Origin of the sequence: Duganella sp. HH101 (assembly GCF_001758795.1) — a bacterium.
GTDB classification, from domain to species: Bacteria; Pseudomonadota; Gammaproteobacteria; order Burkholderiales; family Burkholderiaceae_D; genus Rugamonas; species Rugamonas rivuli.
Map to the genome: position 1 here is coordinate 35286 of NZ_LRON01000015.1, position 13148 is coordinate 48433.

A 13148-nucleotide genomic window follows, 5' to 3' on the forward strand; every position below is an offset into this window, starting at 1 on the left:
TGGGAGCAGCATGATTTTACATTCGTGGCCCTGCCTGCCCTGCGGGCGCCGGCCGCGAACCGGACTAGACTTTTGACGACGAGGCAATGATGGCGCTGAAAACTGCAATGGCTGTGGCAGCCGGAATATTGCTCGCAGGTTGTGCGTCGCGCTACACGCCGACGCCGCTGGCGGCGAACTTCCCCACCACCAAGCAGGCCAAGCTGCAAGCGGCCTACCACTGGGGCGTCATCTCCGACAATATCGAGAAAAACATCGTGGCCCAGCTCAAGAAGGGCCCGCCACGCCCGGTCTTCCTCAACGAACCGAAAGAACCAAGCGCCTTCCAGCGCGCGCTGACCACCCAGCTGACCACCTCGCTGGTCAACGACGGCTATGTGGTGTCGCGTTCGCCGGCCGGCTCGCTGAAGATCGACATGGACGTGCAGGCCGTCACCTTCACCGCCAACCGGCCGCAATACCGCTACCACGGCGAGAGCGCGGCGCTGGCCACCGGCGTGTGGGTACTGAGCGAGATCGAAGCGCCGTTGATGGCCAACGTGGCGGTGGCCGCCGGCGCCTGGGATTCCTACGAATGGTTCAACGCCCAGTTCGCCCCGGGCGCCACGCCCAAGACTGAAATCATCGTCACCGTCTCGGTATCCGACCAATTCCGCTACGTCGCGCGCACCACCTCGGCCTACTACGTGGCCGACAGCGACCGCATCCTGTACGGCATCGTCGACCCCGAGCCGGTAGACCCCGCACAGACCCGTATCTTCAAAGTTCGCGGAGACATGTAATGCCGATCCAAGTTTTGACCAAGCCGCTGGCCCGCGCGGCCCTGCTGGCGCTGCCGCTGTTGTTGCTGGGCGCGTGCTCCTCGACGCCGACCAAGGATGAAGGCAATTATTCGACCATCTCCTCCAACCAGTTCATCGACGCCAACTACAAGGCCGCCGATTCGCTGATGCACCAGCTCAGCGGCAAGCTGATGGCCGACAAGCCGCTGATCATGGCCACCATCGTCAACATCGATGCGCTGGAGCAGACCACCACGCTGGGCCGACTGGTGTCCGAGCAGCTGTCCACGCGCCTGGCGCAGGGCGGCCTGAGCATGCTGGAAATGAAGCTGCGCAACAGCGTCTACCTGAAGCGAGGCCAGGGCGAACTGATGCTGACGCGCGAGATCGGCGAAGTGGCCACCGCCCACAATGCGCAAGCCATCGTGGTCGGCTCGTATGCGGAGACCAGCGACATGGTGTTCATCAACATCAAGGTGATCCAGCCGAACACCAACTTCGTGCTGGCCGGCCAGGATTATGTGCTGGCCAAGGAAGCCATCGTCCGCTCCATGCTGCAGCGGAACTGATCTACAACAGGCGCGGCAGCACCTCGCTGGCCGTCGCTTCCACTTTCAAGCCGATCAGATCGTCCGCCCGGGTTTTGCCCAGGTTGATGGCCGCGATCGGCTTGCCCGTCTCGGCCGCCAGCTTGCAGAAGCGGTAGCCGGAAAACACCATCAGCGACGATCCCACCACCAGCAGCGCATCGGCCTGCTCCATCATTTGCAGCGCGGCCGCCGTGCGTGGCGGCGGGATGTTATCGCCGAAGAAGATCACGTCCGGCTGCAGCGTGCCGCCGCAGGCGTCGCAGGATGGCATGTGGAAGTCCTGCAAGGCGTCCAGCTCGACCTCGGCGTCGCCGTCGGGGCGGGCTTCGGGCACCACGCTGTCCACGCCGGCCGCCGAGCTGGCGGCCAGCACAGGGTTGGCCTCGACCAGCCAGGCCTGGATGTCGGCGCGGCGGTGCAGCGTGCGGCAGTCCAGGCAGATGACGCCGTGGATATTGCCGTGCAGTTCGATCAAATTGCGGCTGCCGGCGCGCTGGTGCAGGCCGTCCACGTTCTGGGTGATCAGGGCATCGATGCGGCCGGCCGTTTCAAGCTCGGCCAGGGCCTGGTGGCCTGCGTTGGGGGCAGCCTGGGCCAGCGTCGGCCAGCCGGCCATGCTGCGCGCCCAGTAGCGGCGGCGCACCGCTTCGGACTTGCGGAAGTCCGGCCCCTGGATGGGCGTGCGGCCGCGGCGGACGCCGTCCTTGTCGCGGTAGTCGGGAATGCCGGAGGCGGTGCTCAGGCCGGCGCCGGTCAGCACCAGCACGCGGCGGTGCTGGTGCAGGAAATCGGCTAGCTGTTCAACTTGCGGGTTAGGGTTCATGGGCGATATGGTAGCCGAGATCGCCGTTGGGGACACTTGGTGTGGGGCTGTTTTCGCCCCGTTGCAGACATTCGCATTCACTATCGAATTGCTCTCACTTCTCACGATTTCCATATCGAACATTAACCTCATGGCGAAGCGTTATACGAGAATTGGCGCTTGCTTTAGAGATAGTGTCCAATAAATCTACGGTCTGCCCATGGCAGTCCTTTAGAGTAATTCCAGGTATTGGAGTTTTTCTAGTGTCGAAAATGGGAAATTTCACTTGTGGGTCTTTACCGTCGTACCATTCCTTGATAAAAGTAGACGTTTGGCTACAGTAATCAAACTCTGCAAGTCCATGCTCCACCAGAAGTAAAACTCGGCCACGCCTATCAAAAATTATCGCAGCAGTACCCGGCCACCCTCCATTGGACAGTCCCACAACTGCCTCGCCATTTGGCGAAGGATAAAACGAGTCAAAGGCAGCATCGCTTAATTGAAGTAAAAGTCGCTTTTTATCGTAGACCCGCACCTTGAACTCTGGCGACATGGGGTCTTTCATCGAGTTGAACGACTGCACGATGGTGATGTCACCAAATTTAAACTTCCTCTCATTCTTGGTCCGCACCATCGGAGGCATATCCGCAAAGGCGTTCATTGTCATTGCAAGGCCCAAGAGTATAAAAATTAAACGTGCTGAAATTGATTTCACTGAGGTTCCTTTCTTCAAAGCCTATGTCCGTTCCTGGCCGAATTTTGCCGCTCAACCGTTCAGTGGCCAAGCAATTCATCAAAGGCTTTCGGCAGGTCCGCCAAGGTGCGCACTTGTCCATAACGTGCCGAAGGCGCGGCTACATCAATCACGCCAACACGGGTTTCGACGTCGTACTCACCAAGTGCTTGGTCTAGGATAAGGAACGCGATGCCAGCGTAGCTTTCCCGTTTTGACTCCGTGTAGCCTGGAATTAGCACGGTAAGCGCCGCCTTGGGCCCATCCCTTGCAATGGACACTGTAACTGTGGCTGCTCGGACTGATATTCCCCCATAGTTCATGTCAAACGGTTCTCTGCGCTGGCGGAATTTTATGACTTTCCACTTCTTCAGCTGAGGCGCTGCAGCACAGAGTTTTTCTACACTGGGGAATGCCTTTTTAATTCCATCAGCGCTGACGACAAACTCTCGCTTGCCGTCTTCTTTCGGACCGAATTCGAAGGTCAGAGACGGATTAACCTTTTGCATCCGCGCTGCCAGTTTGTCGAACACAACTTCCTGATTCTTTTCGAAATTAAAAATTTCGTCCTCATTTTGCTGGAACCATGTCCAAAAATCAGACTCGGGCGAAGCCACGGCTGTGCGAGCGAGGAGCGATAGCATAAGCAAAAAAAACGTACGATAAAGTTTCATCACGCCTTAAAAATATCGAGTGGCTGTTCTTGGCCGGTTCGGGCCTACTAAGGTGCATCGTCAGGCTCGAACTTTCCTGTTTGATTGGACTGCATACTACGGTAAATTTCAGAGTTCTTAAACAAGCCCGTGTAGAGCTCCGACTTGCGCTTCCCTGCGCCGATGTGTATCTCTTTTCCATCTATTCCAACGACCACACCAGACGCAGAATCCTCATCATCCCAGTCACTGTCATAAGACACAGATGTAATCAGTCGTCCGCGTCGAACATAGAATGGAATTCTATAGAGCCTCCGCACGAAGCAAACACTACCGGAGCGAATGGTAATTTTACAGTCGAGCCCAAAGGCCATGACAGCATAGCCAACCGCACAAATCAAAAATGAGTTGAGACTCATGAACGGTGGTCCGAGCGTAACTCCACCTGGAATAAAAACAATAAAGAAAATCCAGAACATCGCGACTCCGTCTCTCGCCTTGAAACTGAATAGCATCTTGTCCATTGGTTCAGTGCTCATGTTGGAAATGCATTCTTCGTCCGATATTGAGTGACCGCTACTGGCCGGAATCAGCCATTTAGGAGTTATCAAAAATTATTGTGAGGCGAAATTGAAGTTCCTAATAACTCGATATTTAATGTATTGATTTGTCGCCTCAAGCACTTCCAGCTGTGCTCCTTTGTAACCAATTATGGCAGATTCCGAGAGGTCGTATTCGACATTGTTATTGAAAGCAGGCCTAGCCAAATTACTGGAAAATTCCCGATACCCAATGTTGATTTTGCTTCCAACCTTACCGCTATAAATGAGCGTCTGCTGGAAAGAGTCCTGTGTAAGCATCGCCTTTTTTGTACGTTCGAAGTTCACATTATTCCCACACGATGTGGCGTTGAACACCGTGACAACGCATAAAGTCTTGCTACCTTTTTTCGCCATCACGCTCTTCCAAGGGTCAGCCAAGACAGCTTTATCAACTTTGCCAGCATCCTCTCCGCTACCGGGCAAGTAGTATTCTGCGCTTTCATCCTCGCCATGTTTGAGATAGTAGCCAGGAAATAAGTCATAGGCCCAGCTGATATCTCCCTTCGCCGGAAGGTAAATTGCCTCATGTTCCTTGTACTTCCCTTGTCGTAACATTACATCCCCGACGCTACTAATCTGCGTGGTATCCAAAGGTGGCTCACTAATCGAGGTCACGTTCGCCGAATAATTGTATTTAGGGGAGGCACAGCCCGCCAGGGTTAGAACGGCAATCAACGCAAACACTCTTTTGTACATGATGTTTCCTTTGAAATTGAATTCGTGATCTAGAAATTGACGCCAGCTGCGTCATTAATTTCGAGCTGATTTGATCGACTGCAAATGGCCGCTTTCCGTCACCGAAGTCTAAGCAGGCCGTCGACCACTTGTCCCAGTGTCGTATGCTCCATGGACTCCCAAAATGAACTTGAGGCAATCAGCGAGTAGTCCAAGTGATGCGGCATCGGGTTCCATTCGTAAGTACCGGTCATAGTTGTCTATACTAACTTTAATCTTGCTCAGTGTCTGCTGCTGGCCGAGATTGGACTATGCAAAAAGAGAGCTGCGCCACGCGCCATACCTTCCAATTGCCCCGCCTCAAACATGATATTTACTCGTAACTCAGAATCATAGTCTTGACCTGCCAAAGTCACTTTCATCTTGATGTGGCCAGTTGAGTCGGTAGTCGCACTTAACAGGACACGACTCTCCAGGTCTCCCCATTTCTTTTCACCCTTCCAGCCGTCCCAGTCATCAACCATATTTTTAAACCACTTTTCAAGCGGAACCCCCACGAATGTCGATGAAGGAGCACTACCTGAGAAGCAAGGAGTCTTCACTTGAACATTAAAGTCAATGGCGTCTTCAAATTTGTGGGTCACGCTGAAAGTCAGCAGCGAACCGTCATAGGGTGACTTTAGTTCCAAGTGATTCATCAATTTTCTTCTGACTGTCTTTTTGTTTACAAATTGGATTTCGAGGGTCCGGTTGTGGCCGGAAACGGGCTCACAATTAGAGGTCACACCGTTCAATATGAAGAACATAGTCCGCTCGTCCTTCATCATCGTCCCATGCGTTCGTCGAGTTGGTATCAAGCCAACGCTCCTGGCTGTCGTCCCGCGTGAGCAACTTGCCGCCGTGAGCGTTTAATGTCTCCAACCACGGCGTGTCATTCCGCTCAATCCTTTTGATGGACCAACAGAAAGAGATGTTCGGAATGCCTTCTTCCTTGCACAAGTACTCCTTGTAGAAAAATGGATCTATCCCTAAGAAGATTTCGCCTGCAAGCCAATCCCCTACTGATACTAACTCCGGTGGCGCGTGCTCCCAGTACGCCTTGAAGCCAACATCAATTACCCATACTTTTTGGCTGACATAGATTACTTCTCCACAAATTCGATAAGTGCTGTCTTTAATGAGTTCTAACTCAACAGTGCGTTTCTCAGAATGGATAAGACCATCACCACAAAATTCGAGCGCGAACGTACTTTTGTCCTCGACGGAAAAATCTCCGTAGTTACCATCTTGAATAATCCAGGAGTCCACGCCAAACCGGTTATTCGGTTTCATTTTTAAGATTTACTGTGGGTGATTTCTACGTTCCTAATAGCGGCTAACGGCAGTCTGCTTTTGGCCGAACCCGGCCGACGGCGTTCAGGATAACAGCTTGCCCACCTGCAAAACTCACGAATTCTCACCCTAAGCTCAAGCCTCCCCGCAGCCACCGTTCACGAGGGCTAGAAGTTAGCTACAAGACGTCTTTTCGGTCACAACTTTGTACTCAATCACTCCACTTTCTTTATTTCGAAATGATTTTATAAGAGAAAGTCCACATTTCTGCGGAGTGCGTTCCCAAGTGGCCTTGTAGCTGAATTCCTGCTCAGATTTGAAGACCATAGGAATTTCGCAGGATTCCACAACTCCGTAGCCGATTGGACTACCACTTATGAATTCAGGATTGGATCTAACTCGGATCTTCACGTCTTGATTAAGGGGAATCAAAATAGTCGCGGTGTCGGAAAGAGGGGTATTGCCTGGCCGAGATGCGCCGTCTAACCGATCATCCATTACAACTTTTCCAGAGGAAACGAGCCCACGCCCGATAGTAGCGGCTCTTTCCCACCTTTGGTTGTCACATACTTCAATATAAATCGGTGTGGTTGTTCGCTGAGAAGCAAAAACTACTAACGCAGTATTTTTATTTGGAGGCTGGTAAGTTTTATCCATGGGGGATAAACCCGCACATCCGGCGAGTACTATACCCAAAGAAAGAAAATAACGTGCCGAGCAGTTTTTAAATAAATTTATTTTTTTCATTTTAAAATATTCTTAAATTTAAGCGCTCGTGGTATGAATCGCCACGAGTCTTCTAGATACTCTGGAGCCATATCTTAAGGTACGTCCTGATCGAACAATCGAACTGTTGGAGGTTAACTTTGTTTCATAACCGACGTCCGCTTGTGGCCGGGTACCGCCGGCAACCAGTCTGCCGAAGCCGTCCCTTTGCGGACCGTTGCGATTCTACATATGTGCTTTACTCAGCGATGACCTGCGGATTTACGTAGCGATCTACAGCGAGTTTTGACACCAAAACTAAAACTGCCACCATCCAAACAAAGATTCCTAGTCCATCAATGCTGGCGATGAGATCCCAAAGGCTAGCGCTGCCGGACAAAACCAATCTGTAGATCTCGACATATCGTTCGTACGGCAAAACGATGAGCCACACTAACGCAAGGTAGTTGAAAACACGATTCTTAGACGAAAGGAAATAGATGTTCAAAACGACCATTCCGATATGCTTTAGGTAAGAGAACTGCTCCACTCCACTGGCATCAAGATGAGAAATTAAGGAGATTAGGGTCAAAATAATGTAACTCACCAGCAAACCGACTGCGGTGTAATAGAAAGCTGGCTTCTCTCGAAAGATGCTCATCGATACCTCTCTAGCAAATAACGTTATATATCGTAAATAAGCAATATAGCATGGACGACTTCGAGATAACATCGGTCGGCCATTTGTCAGGCCCTACAGAACAAGAGTCGAGGGGCAGGTATTGGCCGGAAGTCGACACCATGATCTAGACAAGATCGATTGCTTTCATTCGCTCTTGGCATGGGAAGTAAGCCACATGCGCGCATACTGCCGTCGCGACGCGATCGTTACCATGGCGGGTGCACCGTCGAAGCTGAGCACGGCATCATCTCGCAAGCTGGGGGCAAAGGTGTAGATCTGGCAGCCGTATTCCTCTTCGCTGGCATGCTGCGGCATTCCGTCGATGTTGAGTTTCCCCTGGCCTTCGGCGTAGCAAACACGCAGTGACTGACTATCTCCGCTAGTGTAAAAACTGGCCGCTTCTTTCATGGCAATTTTAAGATCGCGATAACTGATGCGCCCATCCTTCATACGCACACTCCAAACGAAGTTAAGGTAAGTTTCATCCAATTGCCCAAGCAGTTCCAGCTCAGTCTTGTCGTCCAGCGCTTCCTTGATGACCGGCAGGACAAAGTAGCGGTTCATCACCGTAGGAACAACGCGCTGGCCGAAAAGACCTACGATACGAACGTCCCACGCGCGCGTCGGATTGAGGCTGCGGGCGCCAGCAGACGTGGTGATCTCCAACAATGGATCGACCATACGCGTTGCCCGCGACATCAGTTGATCGGCGCGGGCGGAATCACGTAACGCCACCTTGTAAGACATTTTTCCGCGCACCGGCTTGGCGTTGATTTCGACGGTTGCAGGTTCAAGCAATGGCGTTGCGGCGATCAATGCAAGGAGCAGGAAGTTCATGCGTAACTTTATAACAAGATTCAGGCTGCTATCTTACGTGCTTTCCGCCTGGGAATATGCGCGCATTGTCACCTGGGCCAGACTGAATCTGCCCTTTGCCCTCCCGGTGGTAGCATGGGACGATAAAATTTCCCCACTTGTAGAACCGTTTTCATCCGGCAAGGTATTAACGGGGTAAGGAGGATGGCGGATGCAGCAAGAACGGGGCCGGATCAGCGGCCCGAACCCGGAATCGGAAGAGGTGCGCCTGCTGGCCAGGATAGCGGCCGGGGACCGGCTCGCCTTCGAAGCGCTGTACCGGACGTATTTTTCACGCCTGTCGCGCTTTATCGGCCGCATGGCGCGCAATGCGGCGCTGATCGAGGAAGTGGTCAACGATACGATGCTGGTGGTCTGGCAGAAAGCCGCCACCTTCGACGGCAGTTGCAAGGTGTCGACCTGGATTTTTGCCATCGCCTATCGCAAGACCCTGAAAGGGTTGAAGGCCAGTGACGATCCGGTGGAATCGGATGCGTCGCTGTACGAGGACGACAGCGGCAACCAGCCGGAGCAAACCATGAACCGCCAGCAGTTGCAGCAGACCGTGGCCGAAGCATTGGACCAGCTCCCCGCCGCACAACGCGCGGTGATGGTGCTGGCCTATTATCATGACATGGCCTACAGCGATATCGCCGAGGTGGTGGACTGTCCGCTGAACACGGTGAAGACCCGCATGTTCCATGCGCGGCACAGATTGAAAGACTTGTTGTGGAACGAAAGAGAGAGCAGCCGATGAACGGGCGCATCTTCAGAATGGATATCCCGGCCCACCAGGCGGTGCAGGAATTGCTGCCCTGGTTCGCCAGCGGACAGCTGGCGCCGGACGAGGCGCAGCGGGTGCAGGAGCATCTGCACACCTGCGCGGAATGCCGGCAGGATCTGGAATGGGAACGCGATATGCTAACCGAGGCCGCCAGTGCGGGCGACGCATTGCCCGCAGGCGTGGACATGGAACGCGCCCTGGCGCGCTTGATGCCCGCGCTTGGGCCGCAGGAACAAAGCGCGCCCGCGCCCGCCGCAGCACCCGCACCCCGACCCCGCCCCGTATCGTGGTGGCGCGCGGCGGCCGCCAACCAGCCTTCGTGGCTGCGCTGGACCGTGGCGGCGCAGTGGGTGGCGATCATCGGCCTGGGCGCCCTGCTGCTGAGGCCGGACAGCGATCCCGCGCCCTACCGCGTGCTGGGGTCGGCGGTCAGCAACGGCGGCAACCTGGTGGTCGTGTTCCAGCCCAACACCAGCGAGCGCGATCTGCGCCGCGTCCTGCAAGCCCAGGGCGCGCGCGTGGTCGACGGCCCGACCGTGACCGATGCCTATCTGCTCACCGTGCCGGCCGCCAACCGCGACCGTGCGCTGCAAGCCATGCGCGCCGATCCGGCCGTCAAGCTGGCCGAGCCGCTGGATGCGGGGAACTCGCCGTGAACAGCCGCTGGCTCAGCACCGGCCTGATACTGGCCTGCCTGGTCGGAACGCCGGTGGCCGCGCACGCCGCTGCGTCGCAGTCTGCCCCCGCTCCGGCCCAGGCCGCGCCGCCGGAGGGCGACGAGACGCTGCGGCCGCTGCCTTCCGTCCCCGGCCGGGATCCCGGCGACCACCAGTTGCTGGTGATGCTGCGCCTGCCCGCCACGCACTTCCGTCCGGACGCCAGCTACGGCGGCCGCTACATCGACGACAGCGGACGCGGCTCACGCCGTCGCCGCGCCGAAGAGCTGGCCCGCCAGCACGGCCTGACCCTGGTCGACGACTGGCCCATGCCGGTACTCGGCCTGGACTGCTACGTCATGCGCTACCCGGACAACGACAACGCCGAACGCATCATCGCCAAACTGGCGCGTGATCCGCAGGTGGAATGGGCGCAACCGGTGGCCAGCTTCGAAGGCATGGCGACGCAGCCTGCGCGCGCCGCCGCCGACAGCCCGCAGCCGCCGGGCAGCGACGCGCTCTATCCGGTCCAGCCCGCAGCGCGCTATTGGCACGTGGCCGAGCTCCACCGCCAGACCACCGGCCGCGACATCAAGATCGCCGTGATCGACAGCGGCATCGACGGCAGCCATCCCGACCTGCTGGGCCAGCTGGCTGTCAACACCAACTTCGTCGACAACGCCGCCCCGCCGCCGGAAAACCATGGCACCGCCGTGGCCGGCATCATCGCCGCGCGCGCGGGTCACGGCGGCATCGTCGGCGTGGCGCCGCAGGCGAGGCTGATGGGCCTGCGCGCCTGCTGGCAGCAGCCCGACCTGGCCACGCGCTGCAACAGCTTCACGCTCAGCAAGGCGCTCAACTATGCGATCCTGAACGGCGCCCAGGTCATCAACCTCAGCCTGGCCGGACCGCCGGATCGCCTGCTGGACAAGCTGCTGGACGTGGCGCTGGAGCGCGGCATCGGCGTGGTCGGCGCGGTCGATGCGAAGGCGGCCGGCCCGGCCTTCCCCGCCAGCCATCGCGGCGTGCTGGCCGTGGCGTCGCAACCTTCGGCGGGCAGGCTGGCGGCGGCGCCCGCTGCGGCTGCCGCCCCATCCGGCGACCCGCCGCTGCTGGCCCCCGGCAACGACATCCCGACCACGGCGCCAGGCGGGCGCTGGTCCTTCGTCAGCGGCAGCTCGTACGCGGCGGCCCACGTCAGCGGCATGCTGGCGCTGATGGCGCAGCTGCAACCGGGCGCCACGCCCGCACAGTTGCGACGCCTGCTGCAACCGGGCGATGCGCTCAACACTGTTAATATCGACGCATGCGCCACCATCTCCCGCCTGCTCCGCCATTGCAGTTGTTCGTGCACCGCCGCCGGTCTCACGCAACGTGGCGTCGGCCCGTGACGCTGCGCGCCGCCGCCCTCGCCTGCATCGCCATCCTGCCACTGCTGCCGTGGCGCCACGCCGTGGCACAGACCGATTTCAGCGGCAGCGTCGCGCTGCAATCGGACTACCGCTATCGCGGCCAATCGCTCGGCGACGGCCAGCCGGTGCCGCAACTCACGCTCAACCTCGACCACGCCAGCGGCTGGTACGCCGGCCTGTTCGCCAGCGGCGCGGCGATGGGCGATCTGCGCGGCTACAAGCTGCAAGCCTATGGCGGCTACGCGCTGCGGTTGCGCTCGGGCTGGAGCGTCGAGGCCGGCTGCAGCCGCTCCAGCTACACGCAGCTGCACTTCGTCGATTTCAACGAATGCTACGCGGGCGCGTCGGCCGAGCGCGTCACCACGCGGCTGTACTATTCACCGCGCTACTTCGGCCACCACGCCCGCACGCTGTACGGCGAGGTCAACCTGTTCTACCCGCTCCATCCCAGCGTCAACCTGATCGCCCACGCCGGCCTGCTGCACACCTTGAGCGGCATGGCGTGGCCGGGCGTGCCGGCCGGCTCGCGCCATGACTACAAACTGGGCGCCAGCGTCCCGCTCGGCAACTGGACGATCCAGCTTGCACGCGAGCAGACCCAGGACGACGGCATCCGCTACAACCACTATCCGCCGCGTCCGGCGCGGGCCTGGGTCTTGAGCAGCACCTATTCGTTCTAGCGGTTGATCGGGAACCGCGCGGCGGCGAGCGGGAATCCACGGGATATCAACCCCGATCCCGAAAGGAGCCGCCATGCGCACCCGCCCTTACACCCTCCTGGCAGTCTTGGCCCTGTCCGCCTGCGGAGGCGGCTACGATACGCCGATGACGCAACCTCCGGTCGTCACGCCGCCAACGCAGACCCAGTTCAAACTCACCAAGCTGGTCGGCGACACCGCCGGCAGCGCCGCCCAGACCGACGCCAGATTGGTCAACGCCTGGGGCATCGCCTTCAACCCGGCCGGCTTCGTCTGGGTCGCCAACAACGGCAGTTCCACCTCCACGCTGTATGACGGCAACGGCATGGAGCAGACGCTGGTGGTGGCCACGCCGCCGTCGCCGACCGGCATCATCTACAACGGCAGCGCCGATTTCCGCGCCAGCCCGTTCATCTTCGCCACCGAGAGCGGCAAGATCGCCGCCTGGTCGCCCACGGTCGACCGCAACAACGCCGTCACCGTGTTCGACGGCGCGGGCGCGCAGGCGGTCTACAAGGGCCTGGCCATCGCCACCTGGAACAGCGCCAACTACCTGTACGCGGCCGACTTCCATAACAACCGCGTCGACGTCTTCGATACAAACTTCAACAAGGTGGCGCTGCCCGGCGCCTTCCGCGACACCACGCTGCCAGCCAACTACGCGCCGTTCGGCATCCAGGCCGCCGGCGACCGCATCTACATCGCCTACGCCCAGCGCGAAAGCGGCGGCGACGACGACGTCAAGGGCGCCGGGCTGGGCGCGATCGATGTGTTCGATACGGCGGGCAACCTGCTCAAGCAATTGGCAAAGGGCGGCGTACTCAACGCTCCCTGGGGCATGGCCCTGGCGCCGGCCAACTTCGGCACCTACGGCGGCAAGCTGCTGGTGGCCAACTTCGGCGACGGCAAAATCAATGCCTACGATCCGTCCACCGGCGCCATGGCCGGCACGCTGTCCAACGCCGCCGGCAGCCCCATCGTCGTCGACGGTTTGTGGGGCATAGCGTTCGGGCCAGGCGTCAACAGCCAGCCGGTCAACACGCTGTTTTTTGCCGCCGGACCAGGCGACGAGGCGCATGGGCTCTACGGTCGCATCGATATGCTGTAAAGCCACAAAATCAGAGTATTCCTACCAGGACGTCAAAAATCGCTTGGCATAAGATGATTACGGAATTACAATTCTCATG

17 protein-coding genes are annotated in these 13148 nt (G+C 58.0%); 7 read left to right on the forward strand and 10 right to left on the reverse strand.

Annotated elements, in window-relative coordinates; genetic code table 11:
• The first annotated feature begins 107 nt into the window (after positions 1–107).
• Both DUGA2_RS21850 and DUGA2_RS21855 read left to right on the forward strand, forming a co-directional pair.
• Positions 108–782, forward strand: a complete 675-nt coding sequence (locus DUGA2_RS21850) for a hypothetical protein (protein ID WP_229214748.1) — start codon at positions 108–110, stop codon at positions 780–782.
• Positions 782–1351, forward strand: coding sequence for a FlgO family outer membrane protein (locus DUGA2_RS21855; protein ID WP_083296416.1), 570 nt, complete (start codon positions 782–784; stop codon positions 1349–1351). The genes DUGA2_RS21850 and DUGA2_RS21855 overlap by 1 nt, the downstream gene beginning before the upstream one ends.
• A gap of 1 nt (position 1352) precedes the next feature.
• Here the strand turns inward: DUGA2_RS21855 and DUGA2_RS21860 are convergent, their stop codons facing one another.
• The 10 genes from DUGA2_RS21860 to DUGA2_RS21900 all read right to left on the reverse strand — a co-directional run bounded on the left by DUGA2_RS21860 (position 1353) and on the right by DUGA2_RS21900 (position 8393).
• A complete protein-coding gene (locus tag DUGA2_RS21860) occupies positions 1353–2195 on the reverse strand; it encodes an NAD-dependent protein deacetylase (RefSeq protein ID WP_070271585.1) in 843 nt (280 codons plus the stop codon).
• 94 nt (positions 2196–2289) lie between these two features.
• Positions 2290–2907: a hypothetical protein gene (locus tag DUGA2_RS33665; protein WP_141753340.1), complete on the reverse strand. Its 618-nt coding sequence runs from the start codon at positions 2905–2907 to the stop codon at positions 2290–2292.
• A gap of 41 nt (positions 2908–2948) precedes the next feature.
• Positions 2949–3581: a hypothetical protein gene (locus DUGA2_RS21870; RefSeq protein ID WP_070271587.1), complete on the reverse strand. Its 633-nt coding sequence runs from the start codon at positions 3579–3581 to the stop codon at positions 2949–2951.
• A 47-nt stretch (positions 3582–3628) separates the two neighbouring features.
• Positions 3629–4099: a hypothetical protein gene (locus tag DUGA2_RS21875; RefSeq protein WP_141753341.1), complete on the reverse strand. Its 471-nt coding sequence runs from the start codon at positions 4097–4099 to the stop codon at positions 3629–3631.
• Positions 4100–4174: 75 nt separating this feature from the next.
• Positions 4175–4858, reverse strand: a complete 684-nt coding sequence (locus DUGA2_RS21880) for a hypothetical protein (protein ID WP_070271589.1) — start codon at positions 4856–4858, stop codon at positions 4175–4177.
• 260 nt (positions 4859–5118) lie between these two features.
• Positions 5119–5535, reverse strand: a complete 417-nt coding sequence (locus DUGA2_RS33670) for a DUF6228 family protein (RefSeq protein ID WP_141753342.1) — start codon at positions 5533–5535, stop codon at positions 5119–5121.
• A gap of 76 nt (positions 5536–5611) precedes the next feature.
• The gene (locus DUGA2_RS21890; protein WP_070271591.1) at positions 5612–6169 is read right to left on the reverse strand and encodes a hypothetical protein; all 558 of its coding nucleotides are present in this window, start codon (positions 6167–6169) and stop codon (positions 5612–5614) included.
• A 174-nt stretch (positions 6170–6343) separates the two neighbouring features.
• The gene (locus tag DUGA2_RS33675; protein ID WP_141753343.1) at positions 6344–6916 is read right to left on the reverse strand and encodes a hypothetical protein; all 573 of its coding nucleotides are present in this window, start codon (positions 6914–6916) and stop codon (positions 6344–6346) included.
• Positions 6917–7133: 217 nt separating this feature from the next.
• Complete coding sequence (locus tag DUGA2_RS21895; protein ID WP_070271592.1) at positions 7134–7535, reverse strand: hypothetical protein; 402 nt, start codon at positions 7533–7535, stop codon at positions 7134–7136.
• A gap of 165 nt (positions 7536–7700) precedes the next feature.
• Positions 7701–8393, reverse strand: a complete 693-nt coding sequence (locus tag DUGA2_RS21900; protein WP_070271593.1) for a hypothetical protein — start codon at positions 8391–8393, stop codon at positions 7701–7703.
• Positions 8394–8583: 190 nt separating this feature from the next.
• On the opposite strand from DUGA2_RS21900, the gene DUGA2_RS21905 reads away from it, so the two are divergent.
• The 5 genes from DUGA2_RS21905 to DUGA2_RS21925 all read left to right on the forward strand — a co-directional run bounded on the left by DUGA2_RS21905 (position 8584) and on the right by DUGA2_RS21925 (position 13069).
• On the forward strand, positions 8584–9168 hold the full coding sequence (locus DUGA2_RS21905) for an RNA polymerase sigma factor (RefSeq protein ID WP_070271594.1): 585 nt from the start codon (positions 8584–8586) through the stop codon (positions 9166–9168).
• Complete coding sequence (locus DUGA2_RS21910) at positions 9165–9851, forward strand: zf-HC2 domain-containing protein (RefSeq protein ID WP_070271595.1); 687 nt, start codon at positions 9165–9167, stop codon at positions 9849–9851. The genes DUGA2_RS21905 and DUGA2_RS21910 overlap by 4 nt, the downstream gene beginning before the upstream one ends.
• A complete protein-coding gene (locus DUGA2_RS21915; RefSeq protein ID WP_083296418.1) occupies positions 9848–11242 on the forward strand; it encodes a S8 family serine peptidase in 1395 nt (464 codons plus the stop codon). Before DUGA2_RS21910 ends, DUGA2_RS21915 begins: the two co-directional genes overlap by 4 nt.
• The gene (locus DUGA2_RS21920) at positions 11239–11943 is read left to right on the forward strand and encodes a TorF family putative porin (RefSeq protein ID WP_070271596.1); all 705 of its coding nucleotides are present in this window, start codon (positions 11239–11241) and stop codon (positions 11941–11943) included. Before DUGA2_RS21915 ends, DUGA2_RS21920 begins: the two co-directional genes overlap by 4 nt.
• A 73-nt stretch (positions 11944–12016) precedes the next feature.
• A complete protein-coding gene (locus tag DUGA2_RS21925) occupies positions 12017–13069 on the forward strand; it encodes a TIGR03118 family protein (protein WP_070271597.1) in 1053 nt (350 codons plus the stop codon).
• Positions 13070–13148: the final 79 nt, after the last annotated feature.